The organism is Rhodococcus sp. BH5 (assembly GCF_027583855.1).
GTDB lineage: Bacteria > Actinomycetota > Actinomycetes > Mycobacteriales > Mycobacteriaceae > Rhodococcus_F > Rhodococcus_F qingshengii.
Window position 1 is genome coordinate 14,791 of the sequence record NZ_JAJHVW010000009.1, and the last position, 25,175, is coordinate 39,965.

25 protein-coding genes are annotated in these 25,175 nt (G+C 63.1%); 11 read left to right on the top strand and 14 right to left on the bottom strand.

From position 1 onward, the window contains the following. Position 1: 1 nt before the first annotated feature. Positions 2-1,129: a pyruvate dehydrogenase (acetyl-transferring) E1 component subunit alpha gene (gene pdhA / locus RhoBH5_RS21875; RefSeq protein ID WP_270008782.1), complete on the bottom strand. Its 1,128-nt coding sequence runs from the start codon at positions 1,127-1,129 to the stop codon at positions 2-4. Positions 1,130-1,283: 154 nt separating this feature from the next. Here pdhA and RhoBH5_RS21880 point away from each other — a divergent pair, with 154 nt between their 5' ends. From RhoBH5_RS21880 to RhoBH5_RS21890, 3 genes are read left to right on the top strand one after another with little or no spacing between them, the layout of a single operon-like run. Then, positions 1,284-1,754, top strand: coding sequence for an Lrp/AsnC family transcriptional regulator (locus RhoBH5_RS21880; protein ID WP_042447206.1), 471 nt, complete (start codon positions 1,284-1,286; stop codon positions 1,752-1,754). A 46-nt stretch (positions 1,755-1,800) separates the two neighbouring features. Continuing rightward, entirely contained in the window at positions 1,801-2,625 is an 825-nt protein-coding gene (locus RhoBH5_RS21885; protein WP_042447209.1) for a DUF692 domain-containing protein, read from the top strand. Continuing rightward, on the top strand, positions 2,622-2,948 hold the full coding sequence (locus RhoBH5_RS21890) for a hypothetical protein (protein ID WP_042447211.1): 327 nt from the start codon (positions 2,622-2,624) through the stop codon (positions 2,946-2,948). Before RhoBH5_RS21885 ends, RhoBH5_RS21890 begins: the two co-directional genes overlap by 4 nt. Here RhoBH5_RS21890 and RhoBH5_RS21895 read toward each other — a convergent pair. The 8 genes from RhoBH5_RS21895 to leuS form a co-directional block, all read right to left on the bottom strand. Further along, the gene (locus RhoBH5_RS21895) at positions 2,937-3,731 is read right to left on the bottom strand and encodes a family 1 encapsulin nanocompartment shell protein (protein WP_003942478.1); all 795 of its coding nucleotides are present in this window, start codon (positions 3,729-3,731) and stop codon (positions 2,937-2,939) included. The genes RhoBH5_RS21890 and RhoBH5_RS21895 overlap by 12 nt on opposite strands. Beyond that, positions 3,728-4,786 carry a Dyp-type peroxidase gene (locus RhoBH5_RS21900; protein ID WP_042447536.1) on the bottom strand — a complete coding sequence of 353 codons (1,059 nt, stop codon included), beginning with the start codon at positions 4,784-4,786 and terminating at the stop codon, positions 3,728-3,730. The genes RhoBH5_RS21895 and RhoBH5_RS21900 overlap by 4 nt, the downstream gene beginning before the upstream one ends. A 68-nt stretch (positions 4,787-4,854) precedes the next feature. Beyond that, positions 4,855-5,811 carry an SMP-30/gluconolactonase/LRE family protein gene (locus RhoBH5_RS21905; protein WP_007729077.1) on the bottom strand — a complete coding sequence of 319 codons (957 nt, stop codon included), beginning with the start codon at positions 5,809-5,811 and terminating at the stop codon, positions 4,855-4,857. A 33-nt stretch (positions 5,812-5,844) separates the two neighbouring features. Beyond that, positions 5,845-6,801 carry an alpha/beta fold hydrolase gene (locus RhoBH5_RS21910; protein ID WP_270008783.1) on the bottom strand — a complete coding sequence of 319 codons (957 nt, stop codon included), beginning with the start codon at positions 6,799-6,801 and terminating at the stop codon, positions 5,845-5,847. 1 nt (position 6,802) lies between these two features. Next, positions 6,803-7,177, bottom strand: coding sequence for a nuclear transport factor 2 family protein (locus RhoBH5_RS21915; RefSeq protein ID WP_003942502.1), 375 nt, complete (start codon positions 7,175-7,177; stop codon positions 6,803-6,805). Between the two features lie 65 nt (positions 7,178-7,242). Then, positions 7,243-7,923 carry a hypothetical protein gene (locus tag RhoBH5_RS21920; protein ID WP_054186854.1) on the bottom strand — a complete coding sequence of 227 codons (681 nt, stop codon included), beginning with the start codon at positions 7,921-7,923 and terminating at the stop codon, positions 7,243-7,245. A gap of 63 nt (positions 7,924-7,986) precedes the next feature. Beyond that, positions 7,987-9,492, bottom strand: coding sequence for an MFS transporter (locus RhoBH5_RS21925; protein ID WP_042451764.1), 1,506 nt, complete (start codon positions 9,490-9,492; stop codon positions 7,987-7,989). A 426-nt stretch (positions 9,493-9,918) separates the two neighbouring features. Beyond that, positions 9,919-12,765 (bottom strand): leucine--tRNA ligase, encoded by a 2,847-nt coding sequence (gene leuS / locus RhoBH5_RS21930; protein WP_054186853.1) that lies wholly within the window; start codon positions 12,763-12,765, stop codon positions 9,919-9,921. Between the two features lie 101 nt (positions 12,766-12,866). Here leuS and RhoBH5_RS21935 point away from each other — a divergent pair, with 101 nt between their 5' ends. Beyond that, the gene (locus tag RhoBH5_RS21935) at positions 12,867-13,358 is read left to right on the top strand and encodes an SdpI family protein (protein WP_054186866.1); all 492 of its coding nucleotides are present in this window, start codon (positions 12,867-12,869) and stop codon (positions 13,356-13,358) included. A gap of 5 nt (positions 13,359-13,363) precedes the next feature. Beyond that, the gene (locus RhoBH5_RS21940) at positions 13,364-14,323 is read left to right on the top strand and encodes a DUF1648 domain-containing protein (RefSeq protein ID WP_232318968.1); all 960 of its coding nucleotides are present in this window, start codon (positions 13,364-13,366) and stop codon (positions 14,321-14,323) included. Here the strand turns inward: RhoBH5_RS21940 and RhoBH5_RS21945 are convergent. Next, entirely contained in the window at positions 14,292-14,987 is a 696-nt protein-coding gene (locus RhoBH5_RS21945) for a FadR/GntR family transcriptional regulator (RefSeq protein WP_007729102.1), read from the bottom strand. The two genes, RhoBH5_RS21940 and RhoBH5_RS21945, sit on opposite strands and share 32 nt — an antisense overlap. Before the next feature lie 162 nt (positions 14,988-15,149). Here RhoBH5_RS21945 and RhoBH5_RS21950 point away from each other — a divergent pair, with 162 nt between their 5' ends. Both RhoBH5_RS21950 and RhoBH5_RS21955 read left to right on the top strand, forming a co-directional pair. After that, the gene (locus RhoBH5_RS21950; protein WP_042924296.1) at positions 15,150-16,319 is read left to right on the top strand and encodes an MFS transporter; all 1,170 of its coding nucleotides are present in this window, start codon (positions 15,150-15,152) and stop codon (positions 16,317-16,319) included. Between the two features lie 4 nt (positions 16,320-16,323). Then, positions 16,324-17,304, top strand: a complete 981-nt coding sequence (locus RhoBH5_RS21955) for a bile acid:sodium symporter family protein (protein ID WP_003942582.1) — start codon at positions 16,324-16,326, stop codon at positions 17,302-17,304. Here the strand turns inward: RhoBH5_RS21955 and RhoBH5_RS21960 are convergent. The 3 genes from RhoBH5_RS21960 to RhoBH5_RS21970 are packed head-to-tail and all read right to left on the bottom strand — an operon-like array spanning position 17,297 to position 18,925. After that, a complete protein-coding gene (locus RhoBH5_RS21960) occupies positions 17,297-17,515 on the bottom strand; it encodes a hypothetical protein (RefSeq protein WP_042924370.1) in 219 nt (72 codons plus the stop codon). The genes RhoBH5_RS21955 and RhoBH5_RS21960 overlap by 8 nt on opposite strands. A gap of 55 nt (positions 17,516-17,570) precedes the next feature. Next, the gene (locus RhoBH5_RS21965; RefSeq protein WP_003942572.1) at positions 17,571-18,176 is read right to left on the bottom strand and encodes a YqgE/AlgH family protein; all 606 of its coding nucleotides are present in this window, start codon (positions 18,174-18,176) and stop codon (positions 17,571-17,573) included. A gap of 53 nt (positions 18,177-18,229) precedes the next feature. Next, positions 18,230-18,925 carry a TetR/AcrR family transcriptional regulator gene (locus RhoBH5_RS21970; RefSeq protein ID WP_003942494.1) on the bottom strand — a complete coding sequence of 232 codons (696 nt, stop codon included), beginning with the start codon at positions 18,923-18,925 and terminating at the stop codon, positions 18,230-18,232. Positions 18,926-19,059: 134 nt separating this feature from the next. Here RhoBH5_RS21970 and RhoBH5_RS21975 point away from each other — a divergent pair, with 134 nt between their 5' ends. Genes RhoBH5_RS21975 through RhoBH5_RS21990 form a run of 4 tightly spaced genes read left to right on the top strand, consistent with a single transcriptional unit; the run spans position 19,060 to position 23,631 of the window. Continuing rightward, the gene (locus tag RhoBH5_RS21975) at positions 19,060-20,001 is read left to right on the top strand and encodes an NAD-dependent epimerase/dehydratase family protein (protein ID WP_054827742.1); all 942 of its coding nucleotides are present in this window, start codon (positions 19,060-19,062) and stop codon (positions 19,999-20,001) included. 54 nt (positions 20,002-20,055) lie between these two features. Next, positions 20,056-20,679 carry a TetR/AcrR family transcriptional regulator gene (locus RhoBH5_RS21980; RefSeq protein WP_042924289.1) on the top strand — a complete coding sequence of 208 codons (624 nt, stop codon included), beginning with the start codon at positions 20,056-20,058 and terminating at the stop codon, positions 20,677-20,679. Beyond that, positions 20,663-22,300 (top strand): acyl-CoA dehydrogenase family protein, encoded by a 1,638-nt coding sequence (locus tag RhoBH5_RS21985; RefSeq protein ID WP_054186851.1) that lies wholly within the window; start codon positions 20,663-20,665, stop codon positions 22,298-22,300. The genes RhoBH5_RS21980 and RhoBH5_RS21985 overlap by 17 nt, the downstream gene beginning before the upstream one ends. Positions 22,301-22,323: 23 nt before the next feature. Further along, on the top strand, positions 22,324-23,631 hold the full coding sequence (locus RhoBH5_RS21990) for an MFS transporter (protein WP_007729119.1): 1,308 nt from the start codon (positions 22,324-22,326) through the stop codon (positions 23,629-23,631). On the opposite strand, the gene RhoBH5_RS21995 is transcribed toward RhoBH5_RS21990, so the two are convergent. Beyond that, the gene (locus RhoBH5_RS21995; RefSeq protein WP_003942535.1) at positions 23,615-25,066 is read right to left on the bottom strand and encodes a CCA tRNA nucleotidyltransferase; all 1,452 of its coding nucleotides are present in this window, start codon (positions 25,064-25,066) and stop codon (positions 23,615-23,617) included. The two genes, RhoBH5_RS21990 and RhoBH5_RS21995, sit on opposite strands and share 17 nt — an antisense overlap. Positions 25,067-25,175: the final 109 nt, after the last annotated feature.

Here is a 25,175-nt window from a genome sequence, read left to right on the forward strand (position 1 = left end):
GTCAGTGTCCCCCTGTGTCAGCGGCTTCGGCAGCAAGTTCGGTCTCGAGTTGCGCTTGTTGCTCACGCAACTGCGGTGTCTGCTCGGCGAAGACGTACCGGAACAGATCGAGCGGATCGTGCGGGCGGTCGACATTCATGCCGGCGCGCAGTGTGGCGGCCTCTGCCTCGGCCTCCGCGGTCAGTGATTCCACGAATGCGTCGTCGATCAGATCGTGTGCGCGCAGATACTTTTCGAGACGCGGCAACGGATCTCGCCCGATCCAGGCTTCCACCTCGGCGCTGTCGCGGTAGCGGGTGGCGTCGTCGGCATTGGTATGTGCGTCGATGCGATAAGTGTGTGCCTCGACGATCACCGGTCCGTTTCCGCTGCGAACGAAGCGCGCTGCCTCGTCCATGACGGCCATCATCGCGACGGGATCGTTGCCGTCTACCTGCTCGCTGCCAATCCCGTAGCCGACGCCCTTGTGCGCCAACGTCGGTGCTGCGCTTTGGCGCGACAGTGGCACGCTGATCGCAAATCCGTTGTTCTGCACCAGAAAGATCACCGGCGCTTTGAAGACGGCGGCGAAGTTCAGCGCCTCGTGGAAATCGCCCTCACTGGTGGCGCCGTCACCACAGAGCGCCAAGGCGACGGTGTTCAAGCCCCGTCGAGACTCCCCGTAGGCCACCCCCGCTGCATGCAGCAATTGCGTTGCCAGCGGGGTGCACTGCGGCGCACTGCGCAGCGCGACCGGGTCGTATCCGCAGTGCCAGTCGCCGGCGAGCATGCTCAGAATCTGCACCGGATCGACACCCCTGGCGGCCAACGCCATCGAATCCCGGTAGGTGGGGAAGAGCCAGTCACTCGGCTCCAGACTCATCGCTGCCGCGATCTGACATGCCTCCTGCCCTCGCGAGGACGGATACACGGCCAGGCGCCCCTGTTTGGTCAGTGCCGTAGCCTGCTGGTCGAAACGCCTGCCCAGGAACATCTTTCGATACATCGCGATCAGGCGATCGTCGCTCGGTTTTGCGTAGCGGGCCTCGCTGCGCGTCAGTTCTCCGGCAGGGTCGAGGTACTGCACCGCAGAATCGGCCGGCAGGAACTTCTGATACCGCAGTTCCCCCAAGGGCTCGACAAGTGTCACTTCTACCTCCAGAAGACGTTGTGTCCATCAGTATTCGCACTTCGGCGACGTAATGGCAGCAAGCGTCGAGGATTCAAGACAAACGGCCTATCATGAGGATTCGGGCAGCAATATGTCCATCAACCGACTCGACTACCGAACCAGGAATGGACAGATGGCCACCGAACCGCACGCTCTCGATGCGATCGACCGCCGCATCATCGCCGAACTGGTCGCAGACAGTCGCATCTCCATGCGTGCACTGGCTGAAAAGGCGCACATATCCCGCGCTCACGCCTACGTCCGCATCGAAAGGCTCGAGGACGCCGGAATCATCACCGGATTCACGACGCGGATCGCCCATGAGAAGGCCGGACTCGGCTCCTCGGCGTACGTGGCACTCTCGATCCGGCAGCACTCGTGGCGAGGTCTGGCGGCGTCCTTGAAGGCCCTGCCGTTTGTCGAGCACTTCTCCCTCCTCGGCGGCGACTTCGACGTTCTGGTGCTGGTCCGTGCCCCGGACAACCAGGAACTACGCCACACCGTTCTCGAAGAACTCCAGGGACTCGACGGGGTTCTCTCGACCAAAACGTGGCTGATCTTCGAAGAAGGCAACGGTCCGGGACCCAACTGGCTGCCCGCCTGATCCGTCTATAGTCGCCGTTAGCAGTTGCACACGGGAGGTGATTCGAATGACCCTGTACGGCCTGGGAATCGGTTGGCGCCCCGAGGTCTCCGGAATCATCGCGCAGCTCGACGGCCTGGCATTCTGCGAAGTCATTGCCGAATCCGTCGGAAACGAGATACCGCCGCACCTCGGCTCGCTCGGAGTTCCGGTGATCCCGCACGGAATCTCGCTCTCACTTGGCGGGGCCGAGGCGGTAGATCAGGCACGGATCGATCACCTTGCGCATGCAGCTCAGCTACTGGGCGCTCCCTTGGCGAGCGAGCACATCGCATTCGTGCGGGCGGGCGGCATAGAGGCCGGGCACCTGCTCCCACTGCCACGCACCCACGAAGCGATCGATGTCTTGGTACGCAACATCACCCGCACTCAGGACGGTCTACCGGTGCCGTTCGCCGTCGAAAACGTTGCCGCCCTGTTCGACTGGCCCGACGACGAGTTGACCGAAGGGGAGTTTCTCGCGGAGATCGTCGAGCGCACCGGAGCCCTGCTGGTTCTCGACATCGCGAACGTCTATGCCAATGCCCTCAACCGAGGGCGTGATCCCTGGGCCGAGCTGAGCCGGCTACCACTCGAGCGAATCGCATACTGCCACATCGCCGGTGGCAGCATCAGCGACGGCAAATACCACGACACGCACACCGATCCGGTACCCGAAGCCGTGCTGGAACTACTCGCGCAATTCACCGCGGCCGGTCACCATCCCGCGATCATGCTCGAGCGAGACGGCAACTATCCGCCGGCACTGGAATTGCTCGACGAGCTCGATGCCATCGCCGACGCAGCTGGTCTGGATCGCATCACCGCGGGCACCGACTGGTCACGCACATGAGCACGCTCGGTGAGCGTCAAGAGGCGCTTATTCGCGCACTGGTGGCGGGTGGCGAACTACCCGAAGGCTTCGACAAAGACGAAGCCGCCGTTGTCTCGGCGGCGCTGCTCCGAAAGCGCGCCGGAGAAGTGGCGCACCACCTTCCGGTCGCGCGCCACACTCTCGGCGATCGTTATCTTCAGTTGTTCACAGCGTGGGCGGGTGGACGGCCGAAGACGTCTTCGCGTTCGGATGCCCAGGCCTTTGTCGCCCATCTCCAGGACATCGGCGAACTGCCTCGCCCGCCCTGGTATCAGAGGTTTCGAAAGCTCTCACGCAAGTGAGACAACAGCTTCGCTGGTGTACATGAGGAACGTCATCGATTCCTGGAAGTACAGCTCGACGGAGTTCGCATCGTGCGAGAGATAGCCGATGGACAGGTCCTGGCCGAGGTGCAATTCGTAGTCACCGCCACGCGTCGACAGCAGGAAAGCACCGTCGATGGCCGGGGCCCAGATGATCTCGCCGTCGAGGACGCGTCGCAGGTGCTCGCGGATGGGGTAGCCGTGATCGGAGGTCTCGTTGATCGCGGTGAACGCATCTGCATTCAAGAGCAGTGAGTACGGTCCGTTGACACCGGCCAAGCGCAGCGACGTGATCGCCTGGCTGATGGCTTCCGGGTAGTCCTTGGCGTCGATGGGTAGCTTCAGTTCCGGGTTGGAACCGCTGGCCCGCACGCCGGTGATGCTGGCTGCGGGGTATCCCTCGAAGATGGCGCGGTCCTCGGCGAACGCGATCTGCTTGGCCGCGTCCTTGACGGGCTGCCAGTCGGAGTCCTTGGCGCCGCGTTCGACGTCGTCGATGGCCTGACGGCTGACGGTGAAAGGGACCCGCAGTTCGATGATCGGCTGGGACTGACGAGCATGTGCGATGACGCCGTCGGCCAAGGGATTGATCGGCACCTGATGCCCGAGTGGGATGGCCGCGAGATCGTCACCCGACGGTCCCTCCACATCCACGACACGACGACCGGCGACGTGACGCTTGAAGGTACGGCTCGCCTCTTCTTCGATCTCGGCCCAGGCTGCTGCCGAAATGGGTGCTAGGTCGCGGTGCAGGTTTGTCATTGCTGGGCACTCCTTTTGAGGCTGCCGATTCCGAGAGAACCGTCAGAGATGGGCGCTGTGAACGTCGCTTCGGGAACGAGCCTGGTCGGCAAGTCCGGGGGATCGTCGAGAAAGTCCGCCGTCGGAACGAAGAAATTGATTCCGGTGACGGCGGTGGAGAAATCGAGAATGCGGTCGTAATTGCCGACGGGATTCCCGATGAACATGTTGGTGAGCATCTGCTCGGTGACCGTAGGCGACGCCGAGTAACCGATGAAATAGGTACCCATCTCAGCGGAACCGACGTGGCCGAACGGCATGTTGTCCCGCAGAATCTGGATCTGCTCACCGGATTCGTCTTCGATGACGGTGAGTGCGGTGTGGGAGTTGGCCGGCTTGGTGTCGTCGTCCATCTCGAGATCTTCGAGCTTGGAGCGTCCGATGACGTTCTCCTGCTCCTCGACGGGCAGGGAGTTCCACTCCGACATGTCGTGGAGGTACTTCTGGACGATGACGTAACTGCTGCCTGCGAAATCCGGATCCTCGTCACCGACGGTGACCGCGACGTAAGCGGCCTGCCCGGACGGGTTCTCGGTACCGTCGACAAAACCCATGAGGTCGCGTTGCTCGAAATACTTGAACCCGTGGACCTCGTCGATCACCGACGCGGCCCCGGCCAACCTGTTGGTCACGACCGTGGCGAACTCGAAGCACAGGTCCATCTGACGGGCCCGGATGTGAAACAACAGATCGCCCGGCGTGCGCGGGGCGTGGTGTTTGTCACCGGTCAACTCGACGAACGGATGCAATTCCGCCGGCCGTGGACCGTCGAAAAGTCGGTCCCACGCATCCGAACCGATGCCGACGACGGCAGCCAAGCCACCGGCGGGAACCCGGAATCCGATCGAGCGCTGCAGCCCGGAAATATCCGCCAGAACGTCGTGAACTGCCTGCTCACCACCCTCGTCGATGGTGAAAACCAGGAAGATCGCAGCTTCCGTGAGCGGGGTCAGCAACGGCTGCGGTATCGCGGGAAGGGCCACTTCGGCCTCGTCGATCTCACTCGTTTCCGCCATGCAGACCAGTATGGACGATTCCGGCAGTCCCGGCACCAGTAGTGGGTAAGTCGCGTCAGGGTGTCGCGTCAGGGGGTTGCGGCCTGGGCGCCCGCGTCGAAGCCGGCCGGAATCTCGAAGATCTTTCCGTCGAACCCGGCGCGGTAGAGATGCCCGGCCGCGAAACCGGAATTGCCACGCCCGTAGGTCAACACACTCGACGCTTGCAGTCCGCTGGTGAGCGAGCAGTACTGGCCGGGTCCGTCGATCCGCCACACCTCACCACTGATGTCCGTGGGAACAATTGCGCGATCTCGCGAGTCCAAGGTCAAACCATCTGGAGCAGAGAAGGTTTCGAAGCCACCGAGGTCGACCAACGACTCCGAATATCCCGGATTGTCGACGGAGATGCGGCTGACACCCGGGTTTGCGAACGTGCGCGAGACGTAGAGCCAGCGATTATCGGCACTCAGGGCAGCGCCATTTGCACTCGGGAAGGTTGCCCACGCCGGGTCGACGGAACCATTCGGGCTGACCTTTCCGATCAGCGAACCGAAATCGTTGGTGGCGTAGATCGTTCCGTCGTGCGCGACGGCAAGGCCGTTTGCAGCGCTCAGACCACCGGCTATCGGCGTCACGGCGCCCGAGTTCACGTCCACCCGCGCGACCGACGCAGCACGCGTCAGATCGCCGATCAGCACGCCGGCGTTTGCTCCGGTACCCACCAGCAGTGAACCGTCCGGGCTCCACGCGAGTGCGCCCGCACCGCCGGGAACCGTCGCGATCGGAACTGCGGCCTGACCAGGCCCGTCGACGCGGAAGATCCGCCCACTCACCAGGTCGGTCGTATACAGGCGCCCTTGCCCGTCCACCGTGACACCCTCGAGGGCCGCACCCGGAATCTGGGCGCTGAGTATGGCGGGTGACGATCCAGGGCAAGGCGGAGCGGCGGCGGCACCGGACACGCCCAGAGCCAGAAGCGAACCGGCAACAAGAGCACCGGTGATACCTACCCGAATACCGCGATCGAAGATCCTGGTGCGCATCTGCGCAACGCTAGACCTTCGGCCCGATTTCGCCTAGAGCGACCGAAGGAAAGAGATCAAAAGTTCATTGACCTCGGCAGCGTGTTCTTGTTGTACGAAGTGCCCCGCACCGCCGAGGAGATGTACACCCCGCAGGTCGGGGACAGTGTCCTTCATTCGGTCCAGTGCCTTGGGACCGCTCATCGCGATGACCGGGTCTTCCGCGCCCGCAACGAAGAGCGTCGGGACCTCGACGTGCGCGCCGTCCAGATCCGCGCTGCGTTCCCAATTGGCGTCATACGCTCGGTACCAGGTCAAGCCACCGGTGAAACCTGTTGCAGTAAAGGCCTTTACATAGACATCCAAATCATCCTCGGTGAGCCACGACCACGGCAACGCCGGCGCCTCGGGAAGTACGTCGAGATAGCCGTTTCCTTCGGAGGGGTTCTTCCACACATCGAGGTACCGGTAAGCCCCGGACAAGGCGTGGAAGAGCCGCTGAAGGAATTCACGTGGACGGGCGTCGAGTTCGCGCTCCGCAACACCCGGTTCCTGAAAATAGTGAATGTGCAGAAAGTGCTTGCGCGCCAAGGCGGCGTAGATGGCCGAGGGCTTGGCCGGGAATCTGTCCGGCACATAGGGAACCGCCAAGGAGACCAGTCCCGCAACGCGATCGGGGTGACGAAGCGCTGTCGTCCACGCGACCGGAGCGCCGAAATCGTGTCCGACGAACACCGCTTTGTCGATTCCGAGAGCGTCGAGTAGGTCGATCAGCCGGTTCGCGACGGCGTCGTTGGTGTAGTCCTCGATCGCGTCGGGGCAGGTAGTGCCGCCGTAACCGGGCATGTCGAGTGCAATCGACCGAAAACCCGCTTCCGCCAACGCTGCCGACTGATGGCGATAGCTGTATCCGAGGCCGGGAAAGCCGTGGCACATGACCACAGCTGTCCCGGAACCGGAATCGTCGATCTGCCAACAGAATCCGTCGACGTCGATCGTCTTGACCGTCATGTCAGGCGGTGATCATGTCTTCCTGGTTCCAGAATGCGCGCATCGACAGGATCTTTCCGTCGTCGTCGAAGGTCATGACGTCGATGGGTGCGATGGTCAGGGTCTGCTCGCCGAGCTTGGTGATCAGCGAGAAGTGGAATGCCGCCTCGTTTCCGGCGATGCGGAGGGTCTGAAGGTGAGCTTCCTGGTCGAAATTCTCGATCACGGAGTAGAACTCGAGAATGGACTCGCGGGTGGTGCGCACGTCGGTACCAACCGGGTCTTCGACCGTTGCACCCTCTGCGTACAGGGCCACAACCTGGGCAGCAGTGCCCGTCGCAACGGTCTCGATGTAGGCGTCGACGGTCTTGCGGATTACCTCTGCGGACGGTGCCATGGTCTACCCCTCGTAGTTAGAACAGGTTCTAATTCTGAGGATAACCTACGACTCTGTTCCACGGGTCAGCTTTCGAGCACCTTGCGCAGGCGAGCCTTCTTCCGGTTCTCCCGCACGATCCAGACGACATCGGTGTCGTCCGACGCCTCCAGGGAGACGAATGCCGGCAGGGCATTCTCCGGATCCGCCGCAACCGCGACACTCCAGCAGTATCCGAGCGCCTGCCGGAGAGTCCGTGTGTCGGCCTCGCGACGAGAATCAGCTGGTTGCGAGACGATCCACTCGGTAGCGTCTCGGCACACCTGAACGGCCAGCGCAGCGTTGGTCTTGTCCTTCAGCAACCGTGGCTCGCAGATCCCCGCAGCCGCTGCGCGCAGCGTCAATGGATGAGCGGAGCGTGACCACTGCTCGATGATCGCCCGCAATAATTGCGGATCCGTGTCGCCTATCGCCTGAACGGCCATCGCGGCAGCTTCACGTGCACGCCACGACGCACTGGTGGTTGCCTCCGTCAGACTGTTCAGAACAGCCTTGTCGCGTGAACGAACAAGGATGAATCCGAGCCCGACGATCCCACAGCAGCGGATGTATTCGTCCTCGGACTCCGCCGCCAGCAGGATGTCGTCGTCATCGGCGCCGCGCGCGAACTCGAGCATGAGCCCAAGGTTCGCGCGCGGGCCGGGCAATCCTGAACGCTCCGTCAGGTAACTCCACAGTTCGTCACCGTCCAGATCCGCGAACGTCATGGGAGTCCTTTCGTCGGTACGCCCAATCCTGTCAGTCCGGATCTACACGCGCAGCATTTCCGATCAGTGAGCCGGGAGGAGGGACGTCTCCTGCTGCACACCGTCTTCTGCGCCGATCTGGACGATGTTTCGCGGCAGGAACACGGCTGCGATCGCGCCGAGAACTGCTGCAGCAGCACCGATCAGGAACGCGATACGCATGCCCTCGTCGGTGTAGAAGACAGCGCCCTCCATCGCCATCGCGATGTGCGAGTTCAAGACCGTGAAGGCGATGACGGGAAGCACTGCGGGGAAGATGCTCTGGAAGACCGCAACCATGCTCGCCGTGGTTGCCTGCAACTGCGGCGGCACTGCCTCGATGAGCAGGTTCGGGATGGAGGCGTAGCCCATACCCATACCGACACCGAAGATTCCGGCAAAGATGATGAGCAGAGGCTTGTTGTCGTGAATGGTTGCCGTCAACGTGAATCCGACTGCCATGAGGATCATTCCGATGATCATCAGCAGACGGGGCCGGATGTTGCGCCCCACGAGGAAGCCCACGATCAAACCACCGACCACCACCATGCCGCCAAGCGGCGCCTGGAAGATCGCGAATCCCTCTGCCGTGACGCCGAATCCGTATCCCAGGCCGAGAACTGCTGGGGTCATCACCATCATCGGCAGCAGAATCGTGAAGACTCCCGACGCGCCGTAGCAGAACCCGGCACCGACGGCAGTGAGCATCACCGAACGCTTGCCGAAGTAGCGCAGGTCGATCAAGGGCTCGCGGATGGCTCGGGCAGAGGCAACCCAAGCCACCAACAGTGCGACGCCGCCGATCAGGTAGGCCAGTGTCGAACCGTTCTTCCAGCCCCAGGTCGGTCCGAAGCTGACGCCGATCAGAATTCCGGCGATGCCCGATCCGAGCAGTACCGCACCGATCAGGTCCAGCGAAGAGCGAAGTCGGACAGTCGATTCCGCCGTCGAAGCGAAGATCATGCCGCCGAGGAGAACCAGCCCGACGACAAAGAACCAGAAGATGCTCCGGAACCCGTGGTTGTCGATCAACCAACCGGAGACGAACGGCGCCGGAATCGCGATCAGACCCATACCGGAAGTCGCGATACTGACTGCCAGCGCAACAGTTTTCGGCGGGAAGACATCTCGAATGAGGGAGTAGCTCAGGAAGAGGCAGGGAACGAGCAGACCCGTCAATGACCGGCCCAGAATCAGGACGGCATAGCTCGGCGCAACCGCCGAAATGAAGGATCCGACCGCTGCGCCGGCGACCGCCAAGAGCAGGACTTTTCGCTTGCCGTACATGTCGGCGAGCTTTCCGAGCAGAGGAGACGCGACCGCCCCCAGCAGCAAGAACGACGTGAGCAGCCAAGCTCCCTGCGTCGTCTGATAATGCGTCGAGATGGCCGGCAGCGCAGTGGAAATCATCATGTAGCTCACCGCGAGCATCTCGAGAAGTAGAACGATCGACGCCAGAGAGAACACCAGTCGCGGAGTCCAACGCTCCGGTATCGATGTCGGTTCGGGCGCACTAGGAGACGAACCGGAGCTGTGGACGTGAGACGCCATGGCTGGAAGATCCTTTCGGGACACCTACAAATTCGATTGACCCCCTGTCGAATACCGCCGACGGGGGCCTTGCGGGGAAGTGCAGTGGAACGACAGCTACCGCTCTCGGCAACGTGTTACGTGCATCACAGCCCTCACATCGAACACGCGCTACCAAATGTTCCGTGGAGCGGGACATTCAGGACAACGACTGATTGGCATCACAAACTCGAACCTGGCCTTGGATTATGAGCAACGGCAACGATTTTCGGTTCGGACTTGAACGTGGAGCCATTCCCATCTTCGAAATACCGACCACCCCGTACTTGACGATCCCGCCTTTGAGGTTCCCCCCTCGGTGTCAACGTCGGGAATCATCCCCCAGAAACGACTGTGCGCCGTTTCGGTAGCGGTAACTACCAAAACGGCGCACAGGGGCCGAAGGCCCTACAGAACTATGTTGACCATCTTGCCCGGCACAACGATCACCTTGCGGGGTGCGTTGCCCTCGAGCAGAGCGACGATCTTCTCGTCGGCCAGCGCAATCTCTTCGACAGCCTTGCGATCGGCATCCGCCGGGACGCTGATGCGGCTACGAACCTTGCCGTTGACCTGGATCGGGTACTCGACGGTATCCTCGACGAGCCACTTCTCCTCGACTGCCGGGAAGGGTCCGTGCGCAAGGGATTCCGTGTGACCCAGACGCGACCACAGCTCTTCCGCGAGGTGCGGCGCCAGGGGAGCGAGCATCAGCACCAGCGGCTCGACAGCAGCACGCGGCGCACCTCCCGGGAACGCCTTGGTGAGGTGGTTGTTGTACTCGATCAGCTTCGCGGCGGCCGTGTTGTCGCGCAGCGCCGTGTAATCCTCGATGACACCGGAAATCGCCTTGTTGAGCGCACGCAAAGTCTCTTCACCAGGAGCTTCGTCGGTGACACGGGGCTTGCCGGTCTCTTCGTCGATGACGACGCGCCACACTCGCTGCAGGAATCGCGCAGCACCGACGACGTCCTTGGTAGCCCACGGACGCGAGGTGTCCAGCGGACCCATCGACATCTCGTACACACGCAGAGTGTCTGCACCGAACTCGGCGCAGATCTCGTCCGGCGCAACGGCATTCTTCAGGCTCTTGCCCATCTTGCCGTACTCGCGGTTGACCTCGGCGCCTTCGTAGAAGAACTTGCCGTCACGCTCGACGACCTCCTCTGCCGGCACGTAGACGCCGCGGGCGTCGGTGTACGCGAATGCCTGGATGTAGCCCTGGTTGTACAGGCGGCGGTACGGCTCGCTCGAGGACACGTAGCCCAGGTCGAACAGAACCTTGTGCCAGAAGCGCGAGTACAGCAGGTGCAGCACTGCGTGCTCGACGCCGCCGACGTACAGGTCGACTCCACCGGGATCGTTGGGGCCGTGCAGTTCCGGACGCGGGCCCGTCCAGTACGCCTCGTTCTGCGGGTCGCAGAAGGCGTCCTGGTTGGTGGGGTCGATGTAGCGCAGCTGGTACCACGAGCTACCTGCCCACTGCGGCATGACGTTGGTGTCGCGGTGGTAGGTCTGCAGACCGTCACCGAGATCGAGCTCGACGTTGACCCAGTCGGTCGCCTTGTTCAGCGGGGGAGAGGGCTCGGAGTTGGCGTCGTCCGGATCGAAGGACACGGGTGCGTAGTCCTCGACCTCCGGAAGCACCACGGGCAGAGCCGAATCCGGCAGAGCGTGTGCGTTGCCGTCCGCGTCGTAGACGATCGGGAAAGGCTCGCCCCAGTAACGCTGACGCGCGAAAAGCCAGTCGCGCAGCTTGTACTGGATGGTGCCCTTGCCCTGGCCGCTCTCCTCGAGGCGACTGATGACGGTCGCCTTGGCCTCGGCAACGTCCAGCCCGTCGAGGTAGTCGGAGTTCACCAGCGGGCCGTCACCGGAGTACGCAGCCTCCGAAACATTGCCACCGGCAATAACTTCGAGAATATCCAGACCGAACGCGTTCGCGAACTCCCAGTCACGGTGATCGTGTCCCGGAACTGCCATGATCGCACCGGTGCCGTAACCCGTCAGAACGTAGTCGGCGATGAAGATCGGAACCTTGTGTCCGTTGACCGGATTGACGGCGTAGGAACCGAGGAAGACGCCCGTCTTCTCCTTGTTTTCCTGGCGCTCCAGGTCGGTCTTGGCGGCAATCGACTTACGGTATGCAGCAACAGCTTCCGCCGGAGTCGTGGCACCGCCAGTCCAGCGCGCGTCGACACCTTCGGGCCACTCGTCCGCGACGAGCTTGTCCACCAAGTCGTGCTCAGGAGCCAGCGTCACGTAGGTGGCGCCGAACAGCGTGTCCGGACGGGTAGTGAACACATCGACGCCGTACTCGCCTGCAGCAAAGGTAACTTCGGCACCGTACGAGCGTCCGATCCAGTTGCGCTGCATGGCCTTGACCTTGTCCGGCCAATCCAGGTACTCGAGGTCGTCGACCAGGCGATCGGAGTACGCGGTGATGCGCATCATCCACTGCTGGAGATGCTTACGGAAGACTGGGAAGTTTCCGCGGTCACTACGACCGTCGGCGGTGACTTCCTCGTTGGCCAGGACGGTACCCAAACCGGGGCACCAGTTGACCATCGAATCCGACTGGTAGACAAGGCGGTACGAGTCCAGAACCTTGGCCTTCGCGGCCACGTCCAACGAAGCCCACTCGCGTCCGTCTTCCAGAGCGCGCTCACCGGAATCGAACTCGGCTTCCAACTCGGAGATACGACGCGCCTTGCCGGCTTCCTTGTCGTACCAGGCGCCATGGATCTGCAGGAAGATCCACTGCGTCCAGTGGTAGAAGTCGACATCCGTCGTCGCGAGACTACGACGCTCGTCGTGGCCCAGACCCAGGCGTCGCAGCTGGCGCTTCATGTTGGCGATGTTGGACTCGGTGGTGGTCCGTGGGTGGGTACCCGTCTGCACGGCGTACTGCTCGGCCGGGAGACCGAAGGCGTCGTAACCGAGGGTGTGCAGGACATTGCGGCCCTGCATGCGATGGAAGCGCGCGAAGACGTCCGTAGCGATGTATCCGAGCGGGTGACCGACGTGCAGGCCCGAACCCGAGGGGTACGGGAACATGTCCTGAACAAAGAGCTTGTCGGCGGGAACACCGTCGGGCGAGGAGAGCGGACCGACCGGATTAGGCGCGTTGAACGTGCCGTCCTCACTCCAGCGGTCCTGCCAGTGCTGCTCGATCTGGCCGGCGAGCTCCGCGGTGTAGCGGTGCTGCGGAGTTGCGTCGGCTGGTGAATCGGGGGACTGCGGAGACTCGGTCACTGTGGTCGCTATCTACTTGGCTGACGGAAATACCGATAACCAGGGTAGAGCCTGTGCGACCCGGGCATACCATCAACTCCACTCGCGCCTATCCTGTATGGGTGATCGTTGTCGCTGTGGTGCTATTCGTGCTCGCTGTCGCCGTCGGTGGAGTTGCTGTCGCCGGACTGATCGGCAAACTCCCGCGCAACCGCTGGGCCGGTGTCCGCACCGAGGATTCCCTGCGGAGCGAGGAGTCGTTCGCCCTCGCCAACAAGGTGGCCGGTCCGACCATGCTCGCGGCCGCTGGAATGTTGGTCATCGGCGGAGTCGCAGCACTGACCATCGGCGGAGTCTTCGGCATTGCCGTCGCGATCATCGCCGTCGTCGTCGCCGTCCTCACTGCCGGTTTCGGTGGCGGCATCGGCGCCCGCGCTGCCGCCGCACTCCCGCAGCAGAGCGGATGCGGTAACGACTGCAACTGCGGCGGACACTCCGAGCCTGTCGCCGAGCCGGTGGCGGAGACCCCCGAGGCCAAGGCGAACGCTGCCGCTTGCGGCACCGCTTCCTGCGGTGCCTGCGCGCTCAAGGATGCTTGCCAGCCGGCTCATTGATTCACGTGAAACATCGCGTGATCGACCCGGCCGGGGTCGTATTCGGGCTAGTGGTTCCGCTGCTGTGTGCGGTCTTCGGCTTCGTCCTGACAAAAATGTGGGAGCCTCGCCTCCCGGAGCAGATCGCGACTCACTGGACCACCACCTCGCCGGACGGATTCTCCACCCCGTCGGCCAACGCCTGGACCATTGCACTTCTGACGCTGCTCTTCGGTGGCGGCCTGAGTGCGATTGCTGCTCTTGCTCCCGCGATGCTGATGATGCGCCGATTCATGTTGGTTGTCGGGCTGAGCGTGGTCGGGCTCATCACGACAGTGAACTTCGCTTTGCTCTACACCCAACTCGATGTCACCGATCCATCCACGACGTCACTCCCGCTGTGGTCTATCGGTGTCGGCTTTGTCATCGGCGGGGTGCTGGGGTGGATCGGCGCCTCGTTCCTGCGTGACTACCGCGTCCGCACTCTTGCCACGATCGAACCCTCGGCCGGGTTGCCGCGAAGCCGCTGCGCTCTCCCCATCTCCGACGACGTCGGATTCAGCACCAAGGGGTCGGTGATCCTCACTGCGATCACTCTGGCGCCCGGAGTCGTCATGGCGTTGGCGATGCGGTCACTCTGGCCGTTGTTCATCTTCGGGGCACTCGGCCTGCTTGTCGTCAGCTTGGTTCGCTTCCGGGTGATCGTCGACGAACGGGAGATCCGGGTGATCAACATGGGGATGGCTGCGATGACCTACGACATAGACGAAGTTGTCGGAGCTGACATCGCGGAGATCAAACCGTTCGCGGACTTCGGCGGCTGGGGACTCAAGACCAAGGGTCGTCGCAACTACGGCGTCGTCACCCGCACCGGACCAGCGGTGGTCATCACGTTCGCTTGTGGCGACCGACTCACGATCACGACACCCGAAGCCGAAGACATCGCCGGGTCACTCAATCGATTGGCCGACGCCCGGACTCGCTAACCGCCGAGCCTGAACCGATCGCTTCCTGAGTCTTCTCGAGATACCCACACGCCGCAGCCCTGGCTTTGGTGACATCGCGTTCGGCGATGGCTTCGGCAACTCCCTGATGATGCGAAGACGTCAGCGACGGCGGATGCACCCCTTCGGTCACCTCGTAGGTGGCTCGAACTGTTTCGAGGATTCCGGCAAACAGATCTTTCAGCACGGGATTGTGGGCGGCATCGACAACGGCAATGTGAAACGCGAGATCGACGTCGACGAAGTTCTCCGCTGGGACATCACGCTTGGCGGCCAGTTCACGAAGTATCCGAACGTCGTCGTCGCTGCGACGCTCACACGCCAACCGGACCGCTTCCATCTCGAGCGCACGACGCACTTCGAAGACGTATTTCATCTCGTCGACGGACGCGTGTTTGCCGAGCAGTCCGCCGATGTCGGTCCGAGCGCGCACGAAGGTCCCTGATCCGCGACGGATCTCGAGAACTCCCGTCGAGGTCAATGTCTTGATCGCTTCGCGCACGGTGTTCCGGCCGACGCCGAGAACACTCATCAACTCCGGCTCGGTCGGAACACGATTGCCCACTGTCCAGACGCCGTCGGAGATCTGCGTGCGCATCCAGTCGAGGGATTGCTCGTACGCGGACTCTTTGCGAACAACGGTCATCAGCTCATCCTCACAGCATTAGCGGCGATCATTCCACTCACCTACGATACGTAGGACGACCCATGTATTTTCGCACTCTGTCTTCAGGAGGGGCTTCCCACGTCCGCCACAGCTGTCGCCACCGAAGAACGCACACGCCGCACCAATCGACACTTCTACGGCGTGGGCTACGTCCTCACCGTGATCCTCTTGGGCGCGAACATGCCCACCTCCGTCTACGGGCTCTACCGGACCGAGTTCGGATTCACGCCCACCATCCAGACGCTGATCTACGGCGTCTACGTCGCCGGCCTCGTTCCGGCATTGCTGTTCTTCGGACCGCTGTCCGACGCCCTCGGCCGACGCACCGTGCTCCTTACTGCACTCGCTCTGAGCGTCGTCGGCACGCTCGTTCTGGCATTTGCCGACGCGACGGTGTGGTTGTTCGTCGGCCGGATTGCCCAGGGAATCGCGGTGGGCGCGGCCAGTGCGGCGGGCAGCGCCGCATTGGTGGAGCAGGAACCGAAGTTCGATCACCGACGAGCAGCGCTCGTATCGACGGTGACGGGCGCGTTGGGCGGTGCGCTCGGACCACTCGTGTCCGGTGCAATCGCCCAGTACCTTCCACAACCGCTGCGGTTGCCGTATCTGATCTTCCTCGTCGCGTTCATCCCGGCACTGATCGTGTTGCTGCTACTTCCGCGGATCGGGGACGTCACACGCCCGAAGCGGTTCTTCCAAATGCCACATGTTCCCGCCACTGTTCGCGAGACTTTCTGGCTCAGCTCGCTCGCCGTCGCGCTGTCGTGGGGCGCGGTCGGGCTCTTCCAGTCGGTGGTCCCGTCGTGGATGACCAGCCTGCTGAACATCGACAACCTTCTGCTCGGCGGCGGGGCAGCCGCACTGGTGATGATCTGCTCGGTGGTCGCGCAACTCGGCGGAAGCCGCATGGACCCGCGCACGTCCGTCACCGTCGGTCTGGGAATCCTCGCTCTGGGAATGATCGGCCTCCTCGTGGTCGACCTCGTCCCGAGCCTGGCACTGCTTGGCGTCATCACCGTCGTGGTCGGCGCCGGGCACGGTCTGGCGTTTGCCGGCGGCATGAAGCGCGTCAACGCCGCCGCCCGGACCCACGCCCGCGAGAGCCACGGCGGAGTTCTGGCCGCGTTCTTCACCGTCAGCTACGCGGGACTGGCGATCCCGTCGATCATCGCGGGTATCGCCATCACCCTCCAGGGAATGCAGACGGCCATCATCGAGCTGTCGATCATCGGGACGCTGCTGTGCCTGGCGGTGATGGGCTTCAACCTTCGTGGGGCTCGAGAGCCCGCTGAAGCTCGCCGTTATCCTTAGCCAGGTGAAGTTTCTCAGTAGGTTCTACATCGACGGGTTCATCCTCGGCATCATCATCGCCGGCGTGCTCGGAAGTGTGTTCCCGGTATCGGGTACCGCGGAGAGCATTCTGAACTGGGCCACCAAGATCGCCATCGGCTTCTTGTTCCTGCTCTACGGCGCACGGCTCTCGCCGCAGGAAGCCTGGAAGGGCGTCAAGCACTGGCGACTGCACACCGTCGTCCTCGCCGCGACGTTCGTGCTGTTCCCACTGATCGGCCTAGCACTGCGATTCCTGTCGCCGACGCTGATCAGCGACGAACTCTACACCGGCATCCTCTACATGTGCCTGGTTCCGTCGACGGTTCAGTCTTCGATCGCGTTCACCTCGATCGCCAAGGGGAATGTCGCGGGCGCGATCGTCAGTGCGTCGTTCTCCAACCTGATCGGCGTCTTCGTCACACCGCTGCTGGTGGTTCTGCTGATGAACACCACCGGCCAGGCAACGGTCGACTTCTCGTCGATCCTCGACATCGTCGTGCAGTTGCTGATCCCGTTCATCGTCGGTCAGCTGATCCGCCCGCTGGTGATCGGATGGCTGCAGAAGTACGCCGAACCCACCAAGTACGTCGATCGCGGATCGATCCTCCTCGTTGTCTTCGCCGCCTTCAGCGAAAGCATGAAAGAGGGGATCTGGAGCACCATCACGATCTGGCAGATCGTGATCCTCACAATCGTGTGCTGCCTGATTCTCGCGCTGGTTCTCGGCGTGACCACTCTCGCGGGGCGCAAGCTCGGGTTCGATCTTCCCGATCAGATCGTCATCATCTTCTGCGGGTCGAAGAAGTCCTTGGCAACGGGCCTACCGATGGCGGCTGTACTGTTCGCGGGCCAGCCCGTCGGCCTGATCGTGTTGCCGCTGATGATCTTCCATCAGATCCAACTGATCGTCTGTGCTGCGATGGCGCAACGCTTCGCGAATCGGGATCCGGTCAGCGTCAGCTAGCGAGCAACTCGCCTCGGGTCGCGTCGACGCAGCCGCAACCGCCCTGCAGTTCAGCACAATCGATGGACAGCGCATGGCGGACCGATGCCAGGTCGAGGCAGTTCGCGCCGGTGCATTCGAGTGATCCGTCGGCATGCCGCAGCAAAGAATCGTGGCAGTGATCGACATCCGAAACACAATCCGCGCACTGGATCTGACGCTCAGCGATCATTGCTGCCACCTCTCTCGAAAACGATGACACAGGAATATCATCGACCTCCGACAAGTCAGTTTCGTTCCACCTCGATGGGGTGGCTGGCCAGCATCGCCACGGGTAGCGGCTGGCGTCGTAGCACCCGTGCCCAGACATCGACTCGGGGCGGCGTCAGCACATCCGACGGCAGCGAGCTGATCACCATCCAGTCTTCACGCTCGAGCTCCGAATCCAGCTGGCCCAGAGTCCAACCCGAGTACCCGGCAAAAATTCGGATCCCTTCGACCAGAGGAGCAATGACCTCCGGGTCCGAGTCCAGATCCACCATGACTACCTTGCCGTCCACCCGCCGCAGGCCGGCGACGCCGTCGATCCGCGCACCGTTGCGAGCGATGCCCAGGCAAAGCGCCGAGTCACGCTTGACTGGTCCACCGATGTACAGGGCCGAAGGATGCGCGGTCAGCGGTGACCACTGCGGCAACACGTTCTGCACGGCCGTCTCACTCGGCCGATTGACGACGACGCCCAGGCTCCCGGCGTCGTTGTGCTCGATCATGTAGATGACGGTGCGGCGAAATGCGGGTTCCGTGAGATCGGTCGACGACACCAACAAACTGCCCGGACGAACCTCCGGTTCTATCCAGGCCATTCGATCCTCGGGTTCTTCTGCGTGCGCCACAAGGACATCATCTCACCGACAACTGCGCGCGGAGGAACGAGACACAAACGTGTTCAGGTCAGACCCGCCACATCGGCAAGTAGTGCCAAATGCCGCTCGAAAATCTCGCTCGCGTCGGTGAACGTATCGCTTCCGTACTGCCCGAACACCTCGAAGTTCACCGAACCGAACAGCGATACCCAGACGAGAGTTGCGCGCACCGCGGCATCCGGCGGCAGGTCGGTACCCAGTTCATTCCGCACTCCCTCGAGGTCCGCTGCCAACGTGTCACTCAGGCCCGGACCCTCTCGCACCGTCAGTGAACCCGCGCGATGGGCGGCGTCGATGATCCCGATCAGCCGGGTCACGACGAGGGTGCCGGGGCCGGTGGTCTGCTCGCCCGGAGCGTCGTAGCCGGGGACGGGGCTGCCGAACAACAGACCGTAGCGGGCCGGCTCCCGGATCGCCCAGCTGCGAACGGCGCGCCCGAGAGCAATGAACTGTCCGCGAAAATCCTCTGCTGCAACGGCATTCACGGCGGCGTCCACTTCCGCGCCCAGTTCCGTGTACCCGTCGACCACCAGCAAGGTCAGCAGTTCGTCCCGACTGGCGACATAGCGGTATACCGCTGAGGACACGACTCCCAGGTCACGCGCGACGGCGCGCAGGGACAAAGCGGCAGCGCCGACGGCAGCGAGATGCTCGCGTCCGATACGGGTGATGTCCTGCAGCGTCTGTTCGCGCGCCCGCTCACGGGGAGTTCCAACCATGAGTCCATCTTGCCCCATTCCCGAGAGCAGTATCAACAAAAGAGAGCACTGCTCTTGACAGCGCTCGGGTGCAGGTGCATTCTTGAAAACGAGAGCAGTGCTCTCAGTTCACCTGAAACGAGAAGGAGCACACCATGTCGAACCTCGAAATCGTCACCGGAGCAGGACCTGTCGGATCCGCCGTCGCGCTACAGCTCGCCGAGCAGGGAATCAACGTCCGGCTCCTGACCAGGTCCGGCAGCGGGCCCGAGCACCCGCTGATCGACCGCCGACGCGTCGACGTCTCGGATTCCGAGGCCCTTCGCTCGGTCAGCGAGGGCGCCACGGCCATCTACCACTGCATCCACGCTGCTTACAACGCAGCCGATTGGGAGCGGGAACTCCCGGCGGCCGAGAAGGTTGTGCTCGACGCGGCCGCATCCATCGGTGCCGTCGTGGTCTTCCCCGAAAGCCTCTACGCCTACAACTCCGACACCCTGATGACCGAATCCGATCCACGCAACGCCACCGGTGGCAAGCGCGGAGTGCGCACCGCGCTGCTGCGTGCTCGCGAGGCCTCTGCAACACCCACCGTCAGCGTCGTGGCCTCGGACTTCTTCGGTCCCCGCGTCCGCACTGCCCACGCCGGCGAGCGCATGGTTCCGAAAGTCATGGCAGGTAAGAAGATTCGTGTCATCGGTTCCGCAGATCAGCCGCACTCCTTCACCTACATCCCCGATCTCGCAGCAGCGATGATCGCGGCGGCACACAACCCCGAACTTTGGAACTCCGTCCTCCACGCACCCACCGGCCCCGCGCTCACTCAGCGCAAGATCGCCGAGGCCTTCGCCCGCGCCGCCGAGGCATCCCCCGCCAAGGTGGGTGTCCTGCCCGCCTGGGTGCTCGACGCCGTCGGCAAGATCAACACCGACAGCCGCGAACTCGCGGAGATGAACTACCAGTTCACCAAGCCGTTCGTCATGGACTCGAGTGCCAGCGAAGTGCTGCTCGGACTCTCGCCGACGCCGCTCGATCAGGCCGCCGAAGCGACCGTCGCGTGGTGGCGCGAGGAACAGGCTCGCGCCGCTGCTGCCTGAACCTGCAGGTGGGGGCTCTTGACGCAAGAACGGAACGGGTGTTCACTTCTTCACATGGCCTATCGCCGCACTCCGGCAGTACAGGAAAGATTGGACGCCCAACGCGCCCGACTGCTCGAGGCCGCTACGACGGCAGTGGCAACCCACGGCTATGCGGGATGTTCCATCGCCGCGGTGGCCAAGAACGCCGGCGTCGGCACCGGGACGCTGTATCGACATTTCGACGGCAAGGGCGAATTGTTCGCCGAAGTGTTCCAATCAGTCTGCAGCCGTGAGGTATCCGCAGCTCGGGACGCCGGAGACAGCGCCCGACATCTGGAAGGCAACCACCGCTCCGCTGTATCAGCGTCGGTTCGGACCTTCGCCGAACGTGCCATGCGCGCACCGGTTCTCGCCTATGCACTGCTGGTGGAACCGGTAGATCCTCTCGTCGACGAACAGCGGTTGATGTTTCGCGAATCGTTCCGCGATTGCCTGGCCACCGCAATTCGCTCAGCAGTCGAATCCGGTGAGATACCGCCACAGGACGCCACTCTGACGGCAGCGTGCATCGTCGGGGCAATCGGCGAGGCCCTGATCCTTCCACTGCGCGGCGGCACCACCGATCCCGCTGCGATCGACGCCATTCTCGCCTTCACCCTTCGATCGTTAGGGAGCTTCGATGACACCCACGCATGAAGTCACCAATCAGGTTCCGCCCCTGATCGATTACGACGCAGCCGAATACGCGCCGCTTCTCGAGGCACTGCAACGTGAAGGAGCTTCGGACGCACTCGAGGAGGTTCATCAGGTTGGAATCCGCGCCGGAAGCGCGCAGGCCCAGGAGTGGGGCGATCTGGCCGAGGAGCACCCACCTGTCCTGAGAACCCACGACCGCTACGGCAACCGTATCGACGAGGTCCGCTACGACCCCGCCTATCACCAACTCATCAGCACCGCAGTGGAATTGGGACTGCACGGCGCTCCGTGGGTTGACCCGAATCCACACGCACACCTCGTCCGCGCCGCGAAGATGGCCGTGTGGGGTCAAACCGACGCCGGTCACGGCTGTCCCATCTCCATGACGTACGCCGTGATCCCCGCGCTGCGGCACAACGCGGATCTGGCCGCGCAGTACGAACCCTTCCTGACCACGCGGCACTACGATTCGGCGCTGAAAGCTCCCCTCACCAAACCCGGATTGATCGCCGGTATGTCGATGACGGAAAAACAGGGCGGTTCGGATGTTCGTGCCGGAACCACAAGGGCAGTGCCACAATCCGACGGCAGCTACCTGCTGACGGGCCACAAGTGGTTCACCTCCGCGCCGATGTCGGACGTGTTCCTCGTCCTCGCCCAGGCACCGGGTGGTCTGTCGTGCTTCTTCCTGCCTCGGGTCCTGCCGGACGGCTCGCTCAACAACATGTTCCTGCAGCGTCTGAAGGACAAGTTGGGCAATCATTCCAACGCGAGTAGTGAGGTTGAGTACCGCGACGCTCTCGCGTGGATGGTCGGCGAGGAAGGCCGGGGCGTGCGCACCATCATCGAGATGGTCAACATGACCCGGTTGGACTGCACGATCGGCACGGCCACCGGCATGCGCGTCGGCACCATGCAGGCAGTTCACCACGCGAATCATCGAAGTGCTTTCGGCGCCAACCTGATCGACCAACCCTTGATGCGAAACGTTCTGGCAGATCTGGCGGTGGAATCGGAAGCGTCGACCACCGTCGCGATGTGGCTGGCCGCTCTGACCGACCGCGCAACCGCAGGCGATGCCCACGCCAGCGCACTACGACGCATTTCGTTGGCCGTGAGTAAGTACTTCGTCTGCAAGCGCGGACCGATCCACGCTGCCGAGGCACTCGAGTGTCTGGGCGGAAACGGATACGTGGAGGAATCCCGGATGCCGCGCCTCTATCGCGAGGCTCCGCTGCTTTCGGTGTGGGAGGGTTCCGGCAACGTCGCGGCGCTCGACACACTGCGGGCGATGGCCAAGCAACCCGAAACACTGCAGGTGTTCTTCGACGAGCTGAAACGAGCCAGTGGAGTGGACGGCCACTTCGATCAGGCCGTGCGGGATCTCCAGGTGGCATTCGGCGATTTCGACGACATCGAATACCGGGCACGAAAGATCGTCGGCGACATGGCGCTCGCTCTGCAGGCCTCGCTGTTGCTCCGCTACGGGCACCCCGCGGTGGCCGACGCGTTCTGCGCGAGTCGGCTCGGAAACAGCTGGGGGAGTGTGTTCGGAACGCTGCCGAGGGGCGTCGACGTCGCGCCGATCCTCGAGCGGGCCACCGTCAAGATCGGCGCCTGACCCACCCACTACAGTTTCCGCTTATGAACCGAGCCTCGAACCGCCGCGAGGCCTGGCAGCGCGTACTGCACACCCTGCGTGAATCACCCGGCCTCGGAAGGCTGGCGCTCGTCCGCTTTTCCAGCCAGTTCGGCGACGGAATGTTCCAGGCCGCGCTCGGCGGCGCAATCCTCTTCAACCCGGAACGCGAAACCGATCCGGTGGCGATAGCGGCCGGCTTTGCCGTACTGCTCCTTCCTTATTCGGTGATCGGCCCCTTTGCCGGCGCTCTGCTGGATCGTTGGGACCGCCGCCTGGTGCTCCTGTGGGCGAGCGTGCTCCGCGGGCTCTTCATCCTGACCACTGCGGTGCTGCTGGTCGCCGGCGGCGGTGACACTCTGTTGTTGACCTGTGCGCTTGCTGCAATCGGAGTCAGTCGCTTCGTCGGGGCAGGCGTATCCGCAGCCCTGCCGAAGGTCGTCCGACAATCGTGGCTGGTGGCAACCAATTCCGTTCTCACAACGGCTGGTTCGGTGGTAGCCGCTCTTGGTGCTTCGGCAGCGGTGGCGATCATCGGCATGATCGGCGCGGGGGATCGAGCGTCAGGCGCCGCCGTGGCCATCGCAGCACTGGGATCGGTGATCGCGGCCCTCGCCGCGGCCAGGTTCACCGCCCGCTCACTTGGTCCGGTCGCCGACGAAGTGGTCCGCGCCAGTGCCGTCCGTTCGGTGACGGCCGGACTGCGCACCGGTGCAACCGCTGTCTGGGAGGCGCCCGGCGTCACCACGGCGATGATCGGAATCGGAGCGCACCGCATCTGCTTCGGCATCAACACCCTCATCATGGTGCTGGTCCTACGCGACACCTCGAACGGCTCCCAATTACCTGGAGGGATGGCCGGATTCGGCGTCGCCGTCGGCGCCACGGCAATCGGAATGCTGATCGCGGCATTGATCACACCGTTCCTCATCCCGCGGATCGGTCGCTCACGGACGATCACCTACGCCCTGGTGTGCGCGGTTCTCGTCCAGCTCGTCTTCGTGACCACGCTGACTCAGGGGTCGCTGCTGATCGCCGCTTTCCTGCTCGGCATCGCCGGCCAGTCCGTGAAACTCAGCGGCGACGCGGCCATGCAGATCGACATCGACGACGACCGTCGTGGTCAGGTATTCGCCCTGCAGGACACCGTGTTCAACGTCGCGTTCATCGGTGCGATCGCGGCAGCGTCGACGGTGATCGCACCCGACGGCAAGAGCGTCGGCCTGGCCGTTGCCGGTGCGGGTGTCTATGCCGCCGGATTGTCAGCGGTGCTGATCAACCGCAAGAAACGAGAAACTAGCCCTGCTGGGTAGCCCACCACTTCAGCAGTTCGGCCTCGGCCTCGTCACGCTCGAGCGGGCCGCGATCCAGACGTAGTTCCTTGAGGAACGTCCATGCCTTGCCCACCTGCGGGCCGGCCGGGATGTTCAGCAGCTCCATGATGGCGTTGCCGTCGAGGTCCGGACGCACCCGAGCGAGGTCTTCCTGCTCCGCGATACGCGCGATCCGCTCTTCGATGTCGTCGTACGTGGCCTGCAGCTGCGCGGCGCGACGCTTGTTGCGTGTGGTGCAGTCGGCCCGCACGAGCTTGTGCAAGCGGGGGAGCAGCTCGCCCGCGTCGGTGACGTACCGCCGCACCGCCGAGTCGGTCCACTGTCCCTTGCCGTAGCCGTGAAAACGCAAGTGCAGGAACACGAGCTGTGAGACGTCGTCGACCATCTGCTTCGAGAACTTCAGTGCCCGCATGCGCTTGCGCACCAGCTTGGCGCCGACCACCTCGTGGTGGTGGAAGCTGACCCCACCGCCAGGCTCGTTACGCTTGGTATCCGGCTTTCCGATGTCGTGAAGCAGTGCTGCCCAACGCAATACAAGGTCCGGATCGCCTTCTTCGAGATCGATCGCCTGCTGGAGCACCGTGAGGGAGTGCTGGTAGACGTCCTTGTGCTGGTGATGCTCGTCGATCTCGAGCTTCATCTGCGGAACCTCGGGCAGCACGTATGCAGCCAGTCCGGAGTCGACCATCATGTTGATGCCGTCCACCGGGTACATGCCCAGCATCAGTTTGTTCAGCTCCACCTGCACACGCTCGGCGGTGATTCGCTCGATCTGCGACGCCATCTCCTTGATGGCCTCGAAAACACGATTGTTCAACGTGAAACCAAGCTGCGAGACGAACCGGGCAGCACGCAGCATCCGCAGCGGATCGTCGTTGAACGAGTTTTCCGGCGCCGACGGCGTATCGAGCTCTCCGGCCAACAGCGCGTCCATGCCGTTCAGCGGATCGACAAACGTGTAGGAACCGTCCGCGCCGATCTTCATCGCCATCGCGTTGACGGTGAAATCGCGGCGCACCAGATCGTCGGCCAACGTCGTGCCGTACTCGACTATCGGATTACGAGAGACGCGATCGTAAGCGTCGGCCCGGAAGGTCGTGATCTCGATCTCCTGGCCGTGCTTGATGGCGCTGATGGTCCCGAACTCGATGCCCGTGTCCCACTGCTTGTCCACCCAGCCCTTGAGCAGAGCCTGAACCTTCTCCGGCCTGGCGTCCGTCGTGAAGTCCAGATCGCCACTGAAGCGGCCGAGGATCGCGTCGCGAACACTGCCACCCACCAGGAACAGCTCGTGACCGGCCGCAGCAAAACGCTCACCGAGCGGGTTCAACACGTCGGACAACGTGCCGAGCGTTGCAGTGGCGTCGGCAAGCAGTCGTAGGCGGCGATCAGCGTCGGAGGTAGGGACAGTCACGTGAAAGGAGCTTACTTAAGGTGCGCAAATAGCAGAACGCGCATACGAACGCGATAGACCGCTTTGCGCGGGTTACCGGGCAACGCTGCAACGCCAACTAGTATCGATG